Here is a 20,073-nt window from a genome sequence, read left to right as displayed (position 1 = left end):
ATCCTCCTATTGGTTATTTACTTGGAAACAACGGATGCGAATGCAAATGATATAACAGGAAATCTCCCTCGATCAGTAACAGTATAATAAAGTAAACAATAAAAATAAATCCGATTGCGCAGCAAAGAATGAATCCTGATTTTTCAAACTTCAGGTGCATAAAATAGGCTACGATATAGTATGCCTTAACAAGCGTCAACACAATATAAATCGTGTTTAACACCATCCCTTTCTCGATCACTCCCCAGTGGTGTACAAAACCTAAGGCTATCAAGAATTCCAGCGCTGTAAGCGCCAGAAGGATGAAAAACACCTTCCAGATACCCTTTTTATCCATCCCCCCATGATCGTGGTGATCATGTGCTGCAGCTATATTTTCGTTATGATGTGACATGTTTCTTAGTATAAATTAAATTTCCGGAACGAATTAGATTAGATAGAAGAACGTGAAGACAAATACCCAAACCAAGTCGACAAAGTGCCAGTATAGACCAACTTTTTCTACCATTAGGTAAGTGCCCCTTCTTTCGAATGTATTGTTCATGGTCATCCACAAAATAATAATGTTCAATAACACCCCGACAGATACGTGGAATCCGTGGAATCCTGTAATGGTAAAGAAAAGATTGGAGAACTGTAATGCCGCTGTATAAGATATGTCTTTTGTAAAATACGGCGCCAGCGCTTCGGCAACAGCGTCGCCTTCCAAACCGGTTGCCGGATTTCTTCCAAACCAAAAGCCCTGGTGATGCAAGTGCGTCCACTCAATGGCCTGACAGCCCAAGAAGCAAAGACCTCCTAGAATCGTCCAAAGCATCCATTTTACAACTTCCTGTTTCTGGTTCCTATGTCCTGCGTCTACAGCCAACACCATCGTTACAGACGACATAATCAAAATAAAAGTCATGATCCCTACAAACACCAACGGCTGTCCGTGCTCAGCGATCCCGGGAATAGACTGGAAAATCTTATCCGCATCAATCCAGGTCGGTTGTGCAAACTTCTGTGCGCCATAGTATATTAAAAACGCAGAGAATGTAAATGCATCCGATACCAGGAAAAACCACATCATGATTTTTCCATACTCCAAATTCCAAGGCGACTTACCACCACTCCAAGGGCCGTCTTTTACCTTATCCAATTGCGATACAGTTGTTGTACTCATTTTTTACTATTATTGATTCAAAAGTAAGAAAACATAAATATAAATCCATAGAAGATCGAGAAAATGCCAAAAAATAGTGGCTAGATTCATGCGGAATTGGTTGTCTACATATGGAATAGGCTTCAGCGCCCCCAGCAGACATCGAACCAATACGATCAGTCCCGCTAAAATATGTGCTAAATGCAGTCCCGTAAAAATATAAATGAACGACTGCGATGCGTTATTGTTAATAAAATAAATACCTCTGCCGGTCAGCACCGACCAAGCTTGTACCTGAAGAAAGAAAAATACAATCCCCAACGCTAATGTCAGCAGCAGAAACAGCTTTTGACGATCCAAACTCTCGTGTTTCACAGCCCGATACGCCAGATGCAATGTAAGACTGCTCAGCACGATAACAGCGGTGCTATAAACAAACGTGTCCGGAAGCAACGTTTTAATTCCTTTGTCCACCCCGCTTGCGGTGTATACGATGAAACCGCTCGACAACGCGGCGAACATCATAAACATGCCAATCATACCAAGCCAAAGATTAAACTTCCTGGCCTTCCTTGATTGGATCAACTCTTCCGTTTTAAAATCCGTATGCTCCATCTATTTCAAAGGAATAAAATCAAATAACAATATTAACTGCGTTAAAGGCAAATAAATAAAGGATGTAAACATCACTTTCTTTGCCGTAGCGTCTGTCATCTGCCGCGCATGTTGATACCCGTAAACAGCAAATAATAAGCCACCAAGTACCGAGGCGACGGTAAACACCCAGCCGCCAAACCCATAATACATAGGCAGAAAGCCAACTGGTATCATCAACACGCCTGACACAAAAATCAACCAGGCTGACAGGCGGTCTTTCTTCGTTGTCGGAAGAAGCCTGAAACCGGCGTTTTTATAATCTTCGTCAGCAACCCAAGCTATCGCCCAGAAGTGGGGAAACTGCCAGAAGAACTGGATTAAAAACAGTACCCATGGTGTAATGACAATGGCCGCTTCGCTAACGGCTGCATACTCGAACCCAAATCCTGCAGATTTAAACGCTGCATAATATCCGATGAGCGGCGGTAATGCACCGGGAAACGCACCGACAAACACCGCGATAGGCGACTTCTGTTTCAGTGGCGTGTACACGAAAGCATACAAAATAATCGAAAACACCGATAGCAAGCCCGCCAAAAAGTTAAGCTGCACTAAAAACAACGTTCCGAATATGCCCATAAACAAGCTCATTACCAATGCCTGTCCTGTAGTCATCCGACCGGCCGGCAACGGTCTGTCTGCGGTACGCTTCATTAACCTGTCGAGGTCCCGTTCGATAATCTCATTGAAGCCGTTGGCCGCACCGGTGACGAAAAATCCGCCTACCGTCAGGATAAGCCAATTCAGCCAGATGATATCGCCCTGCTGTTTGGCCCCGATCAAAAAGGATATGGAAGCCGAAAAGACGACAGTCAGCGTGAGCCTGAGCTTTACTAGTTTATTGAAATCCGAGATGAACTGCTTCATGAATAATATATTCCCTTCTTTTGGTGAACACGTGGAACCCGATCGACAAATTTCCACAACTTTGTCCAAACTATCGTTTCAATTTTGTCATTAATAACATCAGGTAATACTGTGCACCAAAAAATAAGCTTGCAACCACCAGATGCATCGTCTGCGCAACGGGAGGTACATCATACCGAGCTAAAATAATCCCCGTCATCATCTGGACTCCGACCAAGCCTAGTACAAACCAAGCGTATTTACTTTGTAATGTCAATGAACTAAATTTATTCTTTACCAGGAAAAACAGCAAAATCGTCAATCCCAGTGATACATAAGCTAATGAGCGGTGCACCTCGTAGGGTATACCTATTTGTGATATCCATTCCGAACGTGCAATTTCCTTGTCGTTCAGGAGATCCACAGCTTCCCGGACTTCCGTACCAAATACCACCTGCACAACGGTTATCAGCAACGAAAACAGCGCCAATGCTTTCAACGCTAAAAAGCGCTGGTTAATAAGAATGCTCTTGTTCCGCAAGGTCGTCGCCAGGTAGAACGTATAAATGCTAATGCCAACTATAATCAGTGCGAGCAACATATGTACCGTGATGATCCAGGGCATGAGATTAGTGGAAACCACGATAGAACCCAACCACGCCTGAACTACCACAACAAAGACGTTAAGCACACTCCATCCCAGAATGGCTGGCTTGGTCTTTAAATAGGTCAACGAGAAAATCGCTGATGCCAATAGGCAGAAACCTGCTGCCACGCCGACCAATCGGTTAATGTATTCCGTCCATGTCTTTGCGGCATTAAACTCTTCATGCTCCAGTATAGACTCGTCATGCCGTATCTTGTCTGCGATATCGCGATAACCGAAAAATTCCACGATTTTCGCAAAGCGCATATTTTTCTTTGCGCGTCCCTCTACATAGTGCTCTTCGTATCCGGCGGGCAACTGAGACACATCTGTCGGAGGCACAATCCGATTGAAGCACTTCGGCCAATCCGGACATCCCATTCCAGACCCTGTGCTCCGAACGATCCCTCCAGCGGCTATCACTAGAAACAAAACAATAATAGTCAGCCTATTTGCTTTTATGAATCGTTTTTCCGCACGTGGATACATGCCCTCTCCTTCTACTTAAAACCTCTTATAAAAGAGAGGTAGGTATACACCTACCCTTCTATTACTTCTCTATTGTTTTGCTTATTCCATTCATTTTGAATGCGAATAGCTTCTTCATTACCTTCAAAGTCGTGAGGCAGGTTCGAACTCATTGTTTCAGAGAACGGTATGTGCTGCGGAATGAAATCCGTATCGTGACCAGGCTTACTGTAATCATAAGGCCAACGGTACACTGTAGGAATTTCACCAGGCCAGTTGCCATGGATGTGCTCTACCGGCGTTGTCCACTCCAGCGTATTTGCGTTCCAAGGGTTTTGAGGAGCTCTCTTCCCTCTCCAGATAGAGCTAAAGAAGTTCCACAAAAACGCTACCTGCGCCAAGCCCGCGATAATAGCAGCCCAAGTGATCAACATGTTCACGGAGATCCATTTATCCATAAATGGGAATGCAGTGAACGTATAGTAACGACGGGGAACGCCGTCTATACCCATGAAGTGCATTGGGAAGAACACCAAATAGGCACCAACAAATGTAAGCCAGAAGTGTAGATATCCCAGTTTAGTGTCCATCATCCGTCCGAACATTTTTGGGTACCAGTGATAAACACCGCACAACATTCCAAAAATAGAGGCGGATCCCATCACAAGGTGGAAGTGGGCTACTACAAAGTATGTATCATGCAAGTTGATGTCCAAGGCCGCATTACCTAAGTATAAACCTGTCAAACCGCCGGAAACGAAGAACGACACCATACCGATTGCGAACATCATCGCAGGCGTGAAACGGATATTACCGCGCCACAGGGTAGCAATATAGTTAAACGCTTTCACCGCAGATGGTACGGCGATAATCAAAGTCGTGATCATAAACACCCCCCCTAGGAACGGGTTCATACCCGTAACGAACATGTGGTGTCCCCAAACGATGAACGACAATACGGTAATACCTACCAACGAATAAACCATCGCATGGTAACCGAAAATCGGTTTGCGGGAGTTTGTAGAAATAACTTCAGAAGTAAGACCCAATGCAGGCATCACCACGATATATACCTCAGGGTGTCCCAAGAACCAGAATAAGTGTTGGAATAAGATAGGCGATCCACCTTCATTCGGTAAAATCTGACCTTGAACGACCAAGTCCGACAGATAAAACGAGGTACCCACGGTACGATCGAAAAACAGAAGAACTACGGCAGATACCAAAACCGGGAAAGACAACAAGCCTACGATAGCCGTCAGGAAAAACGCCCAGATGGTTAACGGCATTTTCCAAAGATCCATCCCTTTTGTACGCATATTTAATACAGTACTGATGTAGTTCACACCACCCAATACCTGAGAGGCGATAAACAACGTCATACTGACTAGCCAAAGGGTCATCCCCAAGCCGGAGCCTGCAATGGCTGTCGGCACCGCCGATAATGGCGGATAGATCGTCCATCCGGCAGCAGCGGGGCCACTTTCCACAAAGAACGATGCCACCATGATCACACAGGCCGCAAAGAAGAACCAGTACGATAACATGTTCATCAATGGCGACGCCATATCACGGGCGCCTAACTGATAAGGGATCAATAGGTTACTAAAAGTACCGGACAAGCCCGCCGTTAAGACGAAGAATACCATCATGGTACCATGGATAGTGACCAGCGACAAGAAGAAATCTGGCTTGATTCGTCCACCCTCAGCCCATTTACCTAAAAAAACTTCCAAGATCGGAAAATCCTCTTCCGGCCAAGCCAATTGGATACGGAATAAGATAGAAAGCAACATAGCGAAGACCGCCATCACAATACCTGTGATCAAAAATTGCTTTGCAATCATCTTATGATCCTGACTAAAAATATATTTAGTTAAGAACGTTTCGTGATGATGATCGTGTGCATCATGATGCGCTGCGCCGTGCGATATAACTGTACTTGACATATTCGTTTAATAATTTCTTATTTCAATTAATTTAGTGAAGCCGTAGTGAGTTCATCAGATTCCTTGGAATCTAATGCTGTAAACTCTTTCTGCAAATCTTCAGTAAAATATTTGTTTTGCGTGCTTAACCACTCTTTATACTCCGCTTCGGTAACCACCACGACTTTCTTCTGCATATTGTAGTGACCGGATCCACAGATCTTGTTACAAAGCATCACGTAGTCGTATTTTGGATCGTTCATACGTTCACGCATCTCCTCCGTTGTCACCGTCGGCGTAAACTGGAAGTAGTTCGTCATGCCCGGTACGGCGTTGATCTGTACGCGGAAGTCGGGAATATAGAAAGAGTGAATGATGTCTTTCGAAATGATGTGAAAACGAACCGACTTATTTACTGGTAACACAATATCCGATGCCTGGATATCGTCCCACGCATTCTTGTCGTTGAAGTCAATACCATATGAATTCGTTGGCGTCGTCAATCTATAATCGCGCTTACCGATCACACCGTCGGCTCCCGGATAACGAACCTGCCACTGGAACTGCTCTCCCAATACTTCTACCTGTAGAGCTGACTTTTGCAAATCTTCAGGAACGTTGGTGATAGATCTCCATGTGAAGAAGCCGAACAACACCAACACTGTCAATACAATCGCCGGTACAATGGTCCAGATCTTCTCTATCGTATCGTTATGCGGGTAGTAGTACGCTTTGGTATTAGCGCGCATCCTGTAGATGTAAGGAAACGTTAACAGCAGAAGGTGAACAAGGATAAGCACTACCGTGATGACCACCGTGGTGATGATAAACATACTATCAATACGCTTACCATGCTCCGTCACCGCCGCACGCCATGCCCAGTCGCCCCATACGGCATAGCCGTAATACACGAATCCAAAGAAGGCCACCAGGAAAACAACAAATAGCACCGACTGAAGAGTGTTATTTGCAAACGGATTATACTTACCGTTCATTTTTCTGGTTAGCTCGTAAATGGACAATACCTTACCGACAACCGCGACAATAGTACAAACTATTAAAAACAATAGAATGTAGTACGTCAGGTTCTTATAAACCTGTGGATCTATCTGCTGTACTTGCTCCTGAGCAGGATTAGTAGCAGCAGTAGTACTTGAAGCCGGAGAAGAAGCGGCAGCCGAATCTACCACTGGAGCCGTCGCAGCAGAATCCGCTTCGCCCGCTGCACCTTCATCGGCAGCAACGGCAGAGACCGTAGAATCTTGAGCTAACGAATCTTGCTGATCAGCAAAACTAGGTGTAGAGAAAAGCAATCCTACGGCTAGTAAGCATCCCAACACGGCTTTGAATCTGTTATTAATGTTGAATTTCATTTCTTATTAAGACGTTTAAACGTATTATGCAATGATTAGAAATTATATCTGATGATGTAAGCTTTCGTCTAAGAACGGATGGTTCTTTGGCGCTATAGCGTGCTTACTTAGTTTGTTCAGCACGAGGAAAGTAAACAAGCCAACGAAACCGATCGCAGTTCCCACCTCGATGTATCCGAATCCACGGTGTGTTTCGACCGTACCCGGCATGATCATGATGTAATAATCCAACCAGTGACCACACAATAAAAGGATCGCTACGAACAACATCACGTTCTGCTTACGCTTGGCGTCGCGGTCTACCAACAGCAACAACGGCGCAAGGAAATTAATGACAATATTCAACCAAAACCAAGGTTTGTATTCAGGCTCCCATCTTTTATAAAAGTAAACCGTTTCCTCAGGAATATTCGAATACCAAATCAACATAAACTGCGCGAACCAAACATACGTCCAGAATATAGAGAAACCGAACATAAGCTTGCCTAAATCGTGCAGGTGGTTCTCGTTCACCCAAGCCAGGTAGCCGGCTTTCTTGACCAATACCAAGATAACAACAATAGCGGCAATTCCACTTACCCACATCGCTGCGAAGTTATACCAGCCGAACATGGTTGAAAACCAGTGAGCCTCAAGAGACATCACTGTATCAAACGACCAGATAGGCGTAGTAAATCCAAAGATTACCAAGAAAATCGCCGACAACTTAAAGCTCTTTTTATAAGAGTTCAAACCGCCCTCTAAATCTTCTTTGTAAGACAGGTTAGCAATGATGAAAGCAAAAATACTATATGTTCCCATGAACAATATCTGACGGATCAAAAAGCCCGGCACATTCAAAAAGGCCGACTTGCCCGCTACGAGTTTGTCATAATTAGGGCTGTTCGGATCTGTTAACCCCTCCGCATGCCAATGGTGGTACAAGTTATGGCTATATAAACCTAGGCCGACGATAACGAGCAGTACGATAGCTGCGATCGGCAATACACTGGCCATCGCCTGTGGAATACGCAATAAACCAGCGGACCAACCCGACTGTGTTACCATCTGAAGCGCAACGAAGAAGGCTCCGGCAGCACATACACAGGTGAAATAATAACCCATCAATAACAGGTTAGCGTATGTACGTTCAACCATAATATGGTCACTTGACATTAGGCCTATAACGATAGCTATAACACCTACAGCAATCCCAACCAGACTGAGTATCTTGGCGATACCAGCAAATTGAAATCTTTCGCTGAAATTATAATCGTGATGATGATTGTGAGTTCCCATTTACTATATTGATGTTAGATTATTTTTTTTGTAATTCGTGTACATACATGACCACCTGCCAGCGTTCTTCCGGAGACAATTGCGATGCATGCGATCCCATAGAGTTATGACCATAGTATATCGTGTGGTAAATCTTACCGTCGGTCAGTTCACTCATTGCCCCACCTCTGGATGATGAAGCCCCATCCGATTTCTGATACGATGGTGGTGGCGGGAAGTTCTCCAGCTGGCGGCTACCCCGTGAATCTTCCACAGATCTATCCTTCGTGATAGGCCCGTCGCCCTTTCCTTCTTTACCATGACAAACTGCACAATACGTCTGGAACAATGCCTCGCCCTGCGCCAGGTTTGCCTGCGTAACCGCCAACGGATTTTTCAGTTCACGACCGGCACGTTCGTACTCTTCCAATGAGTTTGCAAACTCAAAGCGCTCAAAGCCAATAGGCGTAGTGCCCACGGGCGGAAGCTGTGCCGTTATTTTATTCTTAAAATTATTATTTGGTTGATCCGGGTTGTATGCAATCGGATCATACATATTTCTGGAGAATTCCCACCCTGTACTACGCGTTTTTCCATCGCTACAGCTGGAAACTACTGCCGCCAACGCAAATGCAGCACATACAGATCCAAGAAAACTCTTCTTATTCATAGCTAACATATTTTCTTTCATTGTATTTAACTTCAACCGCACCAGCATCCTTTAATAAAGACTCAATCAAGGCATGATCCGCATTCTCATGGGCATCGATCGCAATAATAAACCGATCGTCTGTAGCCCGCAGATCCATCACACGTGGTGTACGTCCCGGAAACAGGTGATTGCGGAAGAAGAATGTAGCAACCATACCCAAAGCACATAATAAGATCGTAACCTCAAACGTTACGGGAACAAAGTTTGGCAATGGCATGGAAGGCTTACCTCCGATATTCATTGGCCAGTCGTACGACATGGTATAATACAACAAGCTAAAACCTAGACAAGTTCCCAAAGCACCGAAACAAAACGCTGCAATGGGTAAACGTGATGGTTTTACACCCAATTTCGCCTCGATTCCGTGAATCGGCATTGGTGTGAAACAATCATATATGCTGATATTGTTTGCTTGCAATTTATCAATCCCGTGCATCATTTCATCAGGATCAGCAAAACTACCTAATATATATTTTGTATTGCTCATTGCTATTATTTTTGTTTTAATGCGTTAATATCCTCTTGTGTAACCGAATCGTACTTATCCAATGAATTTGCGAAGAATTCAACTTGCTCTGCCGGGAAGGCTCCTTCTTGTGCCAATTTGGTTTTCTGCTGTAAAGAGGCTGATTTCAACAACAACTTAACCTCAGCAATGGCAATACCCGGTAAGAAACGTAGGAACAACAAGAACAAAGTAAAGAATAAACCTATTGATCCAACAAAGATGCCGACATCCGTCCACGTTGGATAGAACATAGCCCACGAAGAAGGTAAATAATCGCGGTGCAATGAAGTCACGATAATCACGAAACGCTCAAACCACATTCCGATATTTACGACAATAGATAACACCCATGAAATAGGAATACTTGTACGGATTTTCTTGAACCAGAACAGCTGAGGAGAAATAACGTTACATGTCATCATCGCCCAATAAGCCCATGCGTACGGACCGGCTATACGGTTTTCGAAAGCATACATCTCATACTCTGAACCGGAATACCATGCGATGAACAGCTCCGTTAGGTATGCAATACCCACGATAGATCCTGTTGTCATGATGATCTTGTTCATCGATTCGATGTGGAACATCGTAATATAATCCTCGAAGTTCATCACTTTCCGCAAGATCAACAACAATGTCTGCACCATCGCAAATCCAGAGAAAATCGCACCCGCTACGAAATAAGGAGGGAAAATCGTTGTATGCCATCCCGGTATTACCGACGTTGCAAAGTCAAAGGATACGATTGTGTGTACCGAAAGTACAAGCGGCGTAGATATACCGGCCAGAATTAACGACACGATCTCAAAACGCTGCCACGTCTTTACAGAACCGTTCCAGCCGAAAGACAGGATGCTGTAAACCTTTTGTTTAAGCCCTGTAGCACGGTCGCGGACTGACGCGATATCGGGCAACAGACCACAATACCAGAACACCAGCGAAACCGTAAAATAAGTGGAGATGGCAAATGCGTCCCATACAAGAGGTGAGTTGAAGTTAACCCACAGCGAGCCGAACTGGTTTGGCAACGGGAAAATCCAATAGGCCAACCAAGGGCGTCCCATGTGCGCTACGACATAGGTTGCCGCACAGATAACGGCGAAAATAGTCATCGCCTCTGCTGAGCGGTTGATCGAGTTACGCCAGTTCTGACGGAAAAGTAACAATACGGCTGAAATCAACGTTCCGGCGTGACCGATACCCACCCACCATACGAAGTCGGTGATATCCCAAGCCCAACCTACCGTTTTATTCAGACCCCAAGCGCCAATACCCGTCCAAAACGTGTATCCAACACTCACAACCCATAACAAAGCACCGAGCACAGCGACAGTGAAGCCGATCCACCAAGCTTTATTAGGTTTATTTTCAACCGGTAACAAGATGTCATCCGTCACTTTTGCATAAGTGATGTTCTTGCCGGTTACTAATGGTTCTCTTAATATTGATTCGTTATGCGATGACATAGTTGTTTTATTTCAGATTAGAATAAAATTACGCTTCAAATGTGTTTCTAACTTTCGTCATATAGCCGATGTTTGGCTGAACGTTGATCTCCTCCAACACATAGTAAACACGTTCGTTACGTAGCGCTTTTGAAACCTCTGATTCTGGATCGTTGATATCACCGAAGATAATCGCATTCGCAGAACAAGCCTCCTGACAAGCAACCTTCACATCGCCGTCTCTTAGCTTACGGTTTTCCATTTTCGCTTTCAATTTGCCGCCTTGAATACGCTGGATACACATAGAACATTTCTCCATAACTCCACGTGAACGTGTAGTAACATCCGGATTTAATACAAGCTGCGTAAACTCGTTATTCAGATAGTTATCGAAACGTGAGTCATTCCAGTAGTTAAACCAGTTGAAACGACGCACTTTATATGGACAGTTGTTTGCACAGTAACGTGTACCGAAACAACGGTTATAAGCCATGTGGTTTAATCCTTCCGACGAATGCACCGTTGCCAATACCGGACATACAGTTTCACAAGGAGCGTGGTCACAGTGCTGACACAACATTGGCTGGTGAACAACCGTTACATCCTCGTAATCAAGATCTGTCGCCTTCGCGATCTCTTTCTCTTTCGTGAGTTTCGTATCGCCGGCATCCAACGTGTAGTAGCGGTCAATACGCAACCAATGCATTTCACGGCGACGGCGTACTTCATCGCGTCCCACCACCGGTATATTGTTCTCTACGTTACAAGCAACAATACATGAACCACAGCCGGTACAAGCGTTCAAATCGATTGCCATCACCCATTTATGGCCTGGCGACTCGAATTTATTCCACAGATCGTATGTTTTATGCGAGTCAGAGAAACGGCCAGATTCTGAATTCGGATCTTTCAGGTATTTCGCAAAAGTTGTCTCCCGAATAATATTACGTCCCTCTATGGTGTGATGGGTCTGCGTTTGTGCAAGCTCATAGCTACCTCCGGCCTTAGACACCGACGCTTTCGAAGCGAACTGGATCGTACCGTTAACCAGTCGGGCAAAAGGATAAGCATTCTGTCCTACATTATTTCCAGCTTTACCAACCTTTGTACGACCGTAACCGACAGCTATAGACACGGTTCCCAATGCTTGTCCGGGCTGTAATACCACCGGCAGTTCCACCGCGTAACCGTTCGCCTCTACCTTAATTCTTCCTTTTTCACCTATCCCCAGTTCCTCTGCAAATTTCGGGTTTATAGCAGCATAGTTATCCCAGGTTACTTTTGTTATCGGGTCAGGCAGCTCCTGTAAGTACGCGTTATTGGCATAACGCCCGTCGCGCATCACGGTCGATTCGTAGAGCTTTAACTCTACTTCTCCTGCGATGGCTCTAGCTGCTGTGGCGATAGCCGACGCTACCGCGTTGACATCAACATTTGCCGAATAAGAAGATCCTGTAGCCGATCCTTTATAGACGAAACCGGTTTGAAGAACATCTTTCCAGGTTTTACCTGTACCGGCCAGGATATTTGTCTCCCAGTTCTGTTTGACAAACTCGTAAATATTTGTATTGTCTCCCGACCAAATCAACAAGCTCTGCTCGGCTTGACGGGTATTGAAGACCGGATTGATCGTTGGTTGAACAATAGTAAAGTAACCTTCTTTCGATGAGGCGTCTCCCCACGACTCCAGGAATGTGGACGCTGGAGCGATGGCTTTTAATGTCGATGCCGTCTCGTCAGGACGATCTGCAAAAGACAATGTAAAGGCTACCTTCGAAAGGGCATTCGTAACATCTGCAGGTTTGAAATAGTCATAAACAGGATTGCTGTTTAGGAAAAATGCCACACCTACCTGCCCTGCGGCGGCGTCAGCCAAAAATTGCTGAAACGCAGCATCCGAACCTTGGTATTGTTTTGAGAAATTATCCAGATCGATGATGGCCCCATAAGCCCCCAACGCGCTGTTGATGGCATTCACCAATAACTGCACATTGACGTCGTTCGATCCGGCAACAACTACAGCTCCTCCACGGTTGTTGGTCAATTCCTTCGCCGCCAGGGTGATAGCTGTCTGCGCCTTTTTGTTGGAAACACCACCAGGCAACGATTGACCGGTGATCGCGTTATATAACGAAATTAACACCGCTCCTTCTTCTGAAGGCTTGATGGCTATACGCACGTCCGCGTTTGAACCGGTCATACTCAATCCCGACTCGAATTGGATGTGGCGCGACATCTTACCGTTTTTCAACGATTTGTAATCGCGGTTTTTAATATAATCCTGTGTATGTTCTTCGCCTGCTAACCAGGTACCTAGAAAATCTGCTGCTACAGACACCACAACGTTCGCATTGTTGAAATGATAGGAAGGAACAACAGCTTTTCCAAAGCTAGCTCTATTTGCTTCTATAATACCGCTGTAAGAAACAGCATCTACCTGTACATGCGTTGTTGTAGGGTATTTCGCCGTAAGTTTAGCAATGGCAGCCAATGTAGAAGGGCTATTCACCGTGCTTGAAACTATAGCAATCTGCTTGCCTGCCGATGCCGCTTTGGTCAAGGCGTCTATAACGGTTGCATCCAACTTAGACCATTCTACATCTTTGCCCCCCAACTGCGGGTTTTGCAGTTTAGACATATCATAAAGGTCAAGCACCGACGCAACAGTAGTTGCATCCGTACCTTGCGTAACGCCCACAGCGTTCGGGTTTGGAGAGATGGAAATAGGACGGCCTTCGCGTGTCCTAACCAAAACACTCTGCCCGTTGAATGAAGAAGCGTAAAAGTTCGGGATACCCGGAGTTACTTCTTCTGGTTTGATAACATAAGGGACTGCTTTATGAACAGGTGTCCGATTACACGCTGCCAACGTCACAGCTCCTAAACCGAATCCTAAAGCTTTCAAGAAATCACGACGAGGAGTCTTCGTGCTCAAACCTGCTTCGTTTAATACATCTTCTACAGGAATAGGCTCGGCAAACTCACCTTTACTACTCTCTACGAAAGCAGGTGTTTGTTGCAATTCTTCCAAACCTTTCCAATATTTTTTGTTGCTATCCATTTAAGCTGTATATAAGATTGCGTATTCCTAAATTAATTATTAATAGTGACATTTACCACACTCCAGACCGCCGATCATGGCAGCTGTCATCTTCTCACCCTTCTTCAATTTCTCGTGTGCTTCGATCAACTGATCGTAATATGCATTATCTGCATTTACAGCCGTTGTTCTGTGACAATCTACACACCACTTCATTGTTAAAGGAGAGTATTGGTAAACTTCTTCCATTGTTTCTACCGGACCGTGACAAGTCTGACATTCCACTCCGGCAACCACCACGTGCTGTGAGTGGTTAAAGTAAGCGAAGTCAGGAAGGTTGTGAATCCTTACCCATTCAATAGGTTTTGGATTATCCCCATACTCCCGGGTTTCCGGATTGTAATCCACCGCTCTGTAAATCTTCGCAATTTCAGGGGAGATCTCTCCGTCATAGTGATCCGACGCCGTCACGGTGTTGTGACAGTTCATACACACATTTGCAGACGGGATGGACGCATTTTTCGACTTAAATGCTCCACCGTGACAATATTGACACTCGATCTGATTGACACCGGCGTGAATCTGATGGGAGAATTTGATTGGCTGAACCGGTTGATAACCTTGGTGAACTCCCACATTCCACATGGTATTCCACCCCAGCACCGCCAGAAATGCCACCAACATGAGCACAGCAAAACCAACCAGTTTCTTGTTTTTGACGAACGCCTTTGCAAATTTCGCAAACTTGCTCTCTTCAAACTGCTCGTTTCTAGCCTGTGCCTCAGCGATAGCTGCCTGATTGTTAGCAATCACTTTCTCCAGCGTGCGGATTACACGGTTCAACACCACAATAACCACAACCGCCAGCACAACAATTGCGATCAAACCAACAATCATCATGGTGCTTGCATCGCCAGATTTAGCTCCCGCACCGCCTTCAGCGCCTCCGCCAGCAGGAGCTTCCGCCGCCTTCGTCTCCTCTGCTTTTACATAAGCAATAATGCTTTTGATCTGATCTTCGGACAAGTCGGTGAATGAAGTCATCACCATCTTGTTATACTCTTCAAAAATCTGAACAGCAGCTGGATCTCCTGCAGCCACCATCGCCTGCGAATTGTGAATCCATTTCACCAACCACTCTTCCGAATGTCTTTCCGACATGCCCGCCAAAGCCGGACCGACAACTTTTTTCGTCACGCCGTGACAAGTTGTACATTTTGACTTAAAAAGGGTTTCGCCTTCTTTAACATCTTGCGCATGCGCCATTGTAACGGCAAATAACAACATCAAGCCAACGGACATCGTCTTTGCAAGTCTTCCCAAAACGGATGAGATATTTCTCATATTTAGCACTTTATACTATTTATTTATGATATAAAACTTTTAAAATACGTCGTCTAAATGGTTTAAACCCTCCAAACAATGCACAAAAGTATAACTATTTAAGCAATCACTGACAATTTAATGACTCAAATTGTCAATTTAAAACCATTCTAAATAACCCTATAAAACGCCCCGTAAAGGGCGTTTTTGGACATCGGATGACAAACACATGACAGAAAAAACGGGCGGCTGGAGCGCATAAATTATTGACACCTATCCAACAAACATATAGGCGATTTTTCCGAACTTAGCATCATGCAATGGGGAATTTTCAACACCATGTTGGTCGTCACAGCCTGGATATCGTGCGATGGCATGCGGACAACCCATTTTTCGTCAAATAAAGAGGAGATATTATCTATGAGCGACACGACTAAATACAATAACCTGACACCGCAGGAAGAGTATGTAATTCTTCACAAGGGAACAGAACGTCCCTTTACGGGCGAATTGCTGAACAACAAGGCGGAAGGCGTCTATGTCTGCAAGCAGTGCGACGCTCCGCTGTATTTATCCAAAGATAAATTTGAATCGCATTGTGGATGGCCCAGCTTCGACGATGAAATTCCCGGAGCCGTGAAGCGGGAACGGGATGCGGACGGGCGACGTGTGGAAATTCTATGTGCCAACTGTGGTGGGCATCTGGGCCATGTTTTTGAAGGCGAAGGATTCACCCCCAAAAACATACGCCATTGTGTCAACTCTATTTCAATGAAATTTGTTCCTGCAGAGAAGTAGATGATTCGCGGACAATGAGATGGCAGGGAATGCTCAGCTGACGGCTTTCCTTCAGCTTCCCGTCGATATCGGCGATCAGCGTCTGTATCAGCTCTCCTGTGAGCCGCTCGATGTCCTGGGACACCACCGAAATGGAAGGGTCATGCAGCTTAAACAGCGTATGTTCGTCAAACGCGACCATTCTGGGCAGCTTCTCTTTTCTTTCCTTAAGGGCTTTGAGCCCACTTACGGCGAGATAGTTTGTTGCAAACAGCACCGCATCGAGTTTGTTATCAACAACAAACTCAAAAATTTGTTCCTTCGCCTCGTCCTCGGGATTATCGAGGTGCAGCTTCTTAATAAAAGACTGCATGCGAAACTCGTCCATAGCTTCCATATACCCGTCTAACCGGTCGCGCATCTGTGTCTGATTGGAGTATAAAGAGATGAGTCCTACCCGCTTATTATTCCCCTCCAGAAGGTGCTTCGTTGCTTCATAAGCTCCACGCCGGTTATCCGACACTACATAATTCGTCTGCACCGCAGGAATAAAACGATCGAACAGAACAAGCGGGATATTATTTTGTTTGATGTTGGATATGGTGTCTTCCAACCCCTCCGATGGCGTAATGATAAAACCGTCGACCTGTCTATCCATAAACAGCTGGATAAGCTCTTTTGCCTTGTGTTCATCGTTGTCCATACTGCAATATATGATGTGGTACCCGGCTTCGTACGCCCGGCGCTCAATATGCTTGGCTACATTCGAAAAAAACGGATTGGCGATATCTTCTACCAGCAGTCCTAAAATCTTTGTCTGCCCTGTACGCAGGCTTTTAGCAAGTTGGTTCGGTTTATATCCAACTTTTTTAACGTAATCCAGCACACGTTTTGTTAATGCGTCGCTAATCCGCTTCTCCTTCGCCTTATCATTCAAAATAAAGGATACCGTGGTCACGGACACGCCCAGCGCTTTCGCAATGTCGCTGATCAGAACTCTTTTTTTCATATACGGTTTATAGAATTAAGGAGACAATCTACTAAATTTTTTTAGCAAAAACCACAATCCCGCTAAAAAACCGGTTAGCTAAAAGGATTTATTAGTTGGAATATCTTTTTTTTTGTAATATTATTGCCTCAAAATAGCGAGTAGAAAACGCTTTATCGGATGGACAGGCTGAATAAAAAAATGCTTTCCATACGTAATTTTTTATCGTCAAAACACAAACATGATTAGAAAACATTTTATTAACATCGGACTTCTCGTTTCTACAATAGCAACGGGCGTACACGCACAGGCGCAAGAATTGACCAAACATGTCAACCTGCTCATTGGTACAGGCGGACACGGTCACACCTACCCGGGAGCTACCGTACCTTTCTCTCTTGTACAGCTAAGCCCCGACAACGGAAAAGGTGGATGGGACTGGGTCAGCGGCTACCATATTTCATCAGATTCCATCGCTGGATTCAGCCATATGCACCTGAGCGGAACAGGCATCGGCGACTGGCTCGACATCGCGGTAATGCCTTTGCTGCAGCCCGTAAACACCAATAAAATCGATACACGCGTACAATTTGACCGGAAGAACGAAGTAGCCAGCCCCGGCTTTTATCAGGTAAAACTAAACAATGGTATTGAAGCGGCACTGACAGCGACCGAACGCGTTGGATTTCATCAATACACTTTCCCAGCCGGCACGACGCGCCCTACCGTACGATTGGATCTTGATCATACGTACAACTGGGACCGGGCCGTAGACACCGAGATTACCATCATCAACGATAGTACCGTCGTGGGCAAACGGTATTCGCAGGGATGGGCAAACAAGCAGCATATCTACTTCGCCCTACGCACTTCCCGCCCGTTTGCAAGCTACTTATTCAACGGATCTGATCCTACGGTGCACACAGGGAACAACCAGCCATCCATCCGCATCGACAATACGCAAGAGCGCGGCCGGCAGGGGGTAAATGCACAGCTTATTTTTGAGAACTCCGGCACGGTTCTGGTCAAGGTTGCGCTGTCTACAACGGATCAACAAAAAGCATTGGCCGCTCTCAACGAGATTCCCGACTGGAACTTCCAACGCGTGCAGGCTCAGGCTACACAGAAGTGGGAAAAAGAGCTCGGCAAAATCCGGGTTGAGACAAAAGACGAGACCGTAAAGAGGATTTTTTACTCGGCACTTTACCATACAGCGGTTGCGCCTACCCTATATTCCGATGCCGACGGTGTCTACAAAAATTACAAGGGCGAACAGCATCAGATGGCAAACGGAGGCCAGCGGTATACGTTCTTTTCGCTATGGGATACATTTCGTGCGTTAAAACCTCTATTTACAATAACGCAGCCCGACCGTTATACCGACATGCTTAACAGCTTACTTGCTTTTCACGACGAGAACGGACTTCTGCCCGTATGGGACCTGAGCACGTTCGAGACCAACACCATGACCGGATACCACGCCATTCCCGTATTGGCCGACGCCATATTGAAAGACTGGCCGGGAGTAGATCCCGAGAGAGCTTATCAGGCCATGCGCAAAAGCGCCTTTCAGGAAATCCGCGAAGTACCGGCCTACATAGAATATGGTTATGTACCTCAGGATGTAAACGGAGGAAGCGTAACCAAAACGCTTGAATATGCGTTCGACGACTATTGTATATCACTGGTAGCGAAAAAACTGGGAAAAATGGACGATTACGAGCTCTTCTCAAAGCGCGCTAAAAACTATGTTAACCACTTTGATCCGAAAACGGGCTTCATGCGTGCCAAATACAAGAACGGGAAATTTGTAGAGCCTTTTGACCCTTTCTACTCGGAACACGATTTCGACAAAAGCCAGTATATTGAAGGCAATGCCTGGCAACATTCGTTCTTTGTCCCACACGATGTGCGGGGCTTAGCAAAACTTTTCCCAAAGAAGAACGGCCTTGATAAGATGCTCGACAAACTCTTTACCGCTCCATCGTACATGACCGGCGAAAACCAATCGCCCGACGCCAGCGGCTTCATCGGCCAGTATGCACATGGCAACGAGCCCAGCCACCATATAGCCTATATGTATAACTATATCGGAAAGCCGTGGAAAACGCAGGAGAAAGTCCGCCAGATAATCGATTCCATGTACCATGACCGGCCCGACGGCTACGCCGGCAACGAAGACGCAGGGCAGATGAGCGCCTGGGCAGTGTGGTCCATGATGGGCCTCTATCCCGCCTCGCCCGTCGGCGGTGAATACGTGTTCGGAAGCCCGGCACTGGACCGATCGACGATCACAATGCCAAATGGAAAAACATTTGTTATCACGGCAAAAAACAACTCGAAAACAAATATCTATATTAAGTCGGCTACGTTAAACGGCCAGCCATACCACAAAAGCTTCATTACCCACCAGGATATGCTTGAAGGAGGAGAACTGATTTTCGAGATGTCCGACAAACCGAATAGGCGATACGGAAAGTCGTCCGCAAGCTGGCCGACATCAATGGACAATTAAGTCGTGTAGACAAAACGACAGCGATCTTTTTAGGTATAGTTATTGCCGGATAATAAGCCAGGAGATAATTTAAATGACGGACTTCAGCAACATCAACATCCAGGATCTGCCCGACAACGAGGGTAACAGCCAAGCGGACTTCTACGATAATTTCCGCGTTAAGTTAAATTCGGTCGAGCAGTTTCCCGCGATGTACACTTTTAAATTCATTGTCAAAGCAGCCGATGAGAAGCTAGCATCGGTAAAAGGGGTGTTTCAGCATCCCAGCAGCAAATTTTCGGAAAAGGAATCTTCCGGAGGTAAGTACCGGTCTATTACCGTTGAAACTTTTGTAAACAATGCTGAAGAGGTAATTGATTACTATAAGAAAGTTTCAAAAATAGAATCGGTCATTATGCTCTAAAAATGTATAAGAAGCGGCGGGCTGTCAAATTGACAGCCCGCCG

The 20,073-nt window shown here is 45.5% G+C and carries 17 protein-coding genes; 3 read left to right on the top strand and 14 right to left on the bottom strand.

The genetic code is table 11. The annotated features are described in order from the left end of the window. Window positions 1-13 precede the first annotated feature (13 nt). The 13 genes from BC792_RS00950 to BC792_RS00890 all read right to left on the bottom strand — a co-directional run bounded on the left by BC792_RS00950 (window position 14) and on the right by BC792_RS00890 (window position 15,368). On the bottom strand, window positions 14-394 hold the full coding sequence (locus BC792_RS00950; protein ID WP_148907103.1) for a cytochrome C oxidase subunit IV family protein: 381 nt from the start codon (window positions 392-394) through the stop codon (window positions 14-16). Window positions 395-427: 33 nt separating this feature from the next. After that, a complete protein-coding gene (locus BC792_RS00945) occupies window positions 428-1,165 on the bottom strand; it encodes a cytochrome c oxidase subunit 3 (protein ID WP_148907102.1) in 738 nt (245 codons plus the stop codon). A 9-nt stretch (window positions 1,166-1,174) separates the two neighbouring features. After that, window positions 1,175-1,759 (bottom strand): cytochrome c oxidase subunit 3, encoded by a 585-nt coding sequence (locus BC792_RS00940; RefSeq protein WP_148907101.1) that lies wholly within the window; start codon window positions 1,757-1,759, stop codon window positions 1,175-1,177. Further along, entirely contained in the window at window positions 1,760-2,668 is a 909-nt protein-coding gene (gene cyoE / locus BC792_RS00935) for a heme o synthase (protein ID WP_148907100.1), read from the bottom strand. A gap of 70 nt (window positions 2,669-2,738) precedes the next feature. Next, complete coding sequence (locus BC792_RS00930) at window positions 2,739-3,782, bottom strand: COX15/CtaA family protein (protein ID WP_148907099.1); 1,044 nt, start codon at window positions 3,780-3,782, stop codon at window positions 2,739-2,741. A 50-nt stretch (window positions 3,783-3,832) separates the two neighbouring features. Next, on the bottom strand, window positions 3,833-5,710 hold the full coding sequence (locus BC792_RS00925) for a cytochrome c oxidase subunit I (RefSeq protein WP_211357439.1): 1,878 nt from the start codon (window positions 5,708-5,710) through the stop codon (window positions 3,833-3,835). A gap of 26 nt (window positions 5,711-5,736) precedes the next feature. After that, a complete protein-coding gene (locus BC792_RS00920; protein ID WP_246154734.1) occupies window positions 5,737-7,062 on the bottom strand; it encodes a cytochrome c oxidase subunit II in 1,326 nt (441 codons plus the stop codon). A gap of 42 nt (window positions 7,063-7,104) precedes the next feature. Then, window positions 7,105-8,340, bottom strand: coding sequence for a quinol:cytochrome C oxidoreductase (locus BC792_RS00915; RefSeq protein WP_148907098.1), 1,236 nt, complete (start codon window positions 8,338-8,340; stop codon window positions 7,105-7,107). A gap of 19 nt (window positions 8,341-8,359) precedes the next feature. Continuing rightward, entirely contained in the window at window positions 8,360-9,010 is a 651-nt protein-coding gene (locus tag BC792_RS00910) for a c-type cytochrome (RefSeq protein WP_148907097.1), read from the bottom strand. Further along, complete coding sequence (locus BC792_RS00905; protein WP_148907096.1) at window positions 8,982-9,518, bottom strand: DUF3341 domain-containing protein; 537 nt, start codon at window positions 9,516-9,518, stop codon at window positions 8,982-8,984. Before BC792_RS00905 ends, BC792_RS00910 begins: the two co-directional genes overlap by 29 nt. A gap of 5 nt (window positions 9,519-9,523) precedes the next feature. Beyond that, the gene (nrfD, locus tag BC792_RS00900) at window positions 9,524-11,005 is read right to left on the bottom strand and encodes an NrfD/PsrC family molybdoenzyme membrane anchor subunit (protein ID WP_148907095.1); all 1,482 of its coding nucleotides are present in this window, start codon (window positions 11,003-11,005) and stop codon (window positions 9,524-9,526) included. A 28-nt stretch (window positions 11,006-11,033) separates the two neighbouring features. Further along, window positions 11,034-14,045, bottom strand: a complete 3,012-nt coding sequence (locus tag BC792_RS00895) for a TAT-variant-translocated molybdopterin oxidoreductase (protein ID WP_148907094.1) — start codon at window positions 14,043-14,045, stop codon at window positions 11,034-11,036. Between the two features lie 39 nt (window positions 14,046-14,084). Further along, window positions 14,085-15,368: a cytochrome c3 family protein gene (locus BC792_RS00890; protein ID WP_148907093.1), complete on the bottom strand. Its 1,284-nt coding sequence runs from the start codon at window positions 15,366-15,368 to the stop codon at window positions 14,085-14,087. Between the two features lie 354 nt (window positions 15,369-15,722). Here BC792_RS00890 and BC792_RS00885 point away from each other — a divergent pair, with 354 nt between their 5' ends. Further along, window positions 15,723-16,145 (top strand): methionine-R-sulfoxide reductase, encoded by a 423-nt coding sequence (locus tag BC792_RS00885; protein WP_246154762.1) that lies wholly within the window; start codon window positions 15,723-15,725, stop codon window positions 16,143-16,145. Here BC792_RS00885 and BC792_RS00880 read toward each other — a convergent pair. Next, window positions 16,111-17,133: a LacI family DNA-binding transcriptional regulator gene (locus tag BC792_RS00880; protein WP_148907092.1), complete on the bottom strand. Its 1,023-nt coding sequence runs from the start codon at window positions 17,131-17,133 to the stop codon at window positions 16,111-16,113. The two genes, BC792_RS00885 and BC792_RS00880, sit on opposite strands and share 35 nt — an antisense overlap. Window positions 17,134-17,353: 220 nt before the next feature. Here BC792_RS00880 and BC792_RS00875 point away from each other — a divergent pair, with 220 nt between their 5' ends. Then, the gene (locus tag BC792_RS00875; RefSeq protein WP_148907091.1) at window positions 17,354-19,627 is read left to right on the top strand and encodes a GH92 family glycosyl hydrolase; all 2,274 of its coding nucleotides are present in this window, start codon (window positions 17,354-17,356) and stop codon (window positions 19,625-19,627) included. 73 nt (window positions 19,628-19,700) lie between these two features. Continuing rightward, window positions 19,701-20,030, top strand: coding sequence for a DUF493 family protein (locus BC792_RS00870; protein WP_148907090.1), 330 nt, complete (start codon window positions 19,701-19,703; stop codon window positions 20,028-20,030). Window positions 20,031-20,073 lie beyond the last annotated feature (43 nt).

The sequence above is a fragment of the Sphingobacterium allocomposti genome (assembly GCF_008124885.1).
Taxonomy (GTDB): domain Bacteria; phylum Bacteroidota; class Bacteroidia; order Sphingobacteriales; family Sphingobacteriaceae; genus Sphingobacterium; species Sphingobacterium allocomposti.
This window is presented reverse-complemented; position numbering and strand designations above follow the sequence as displayed.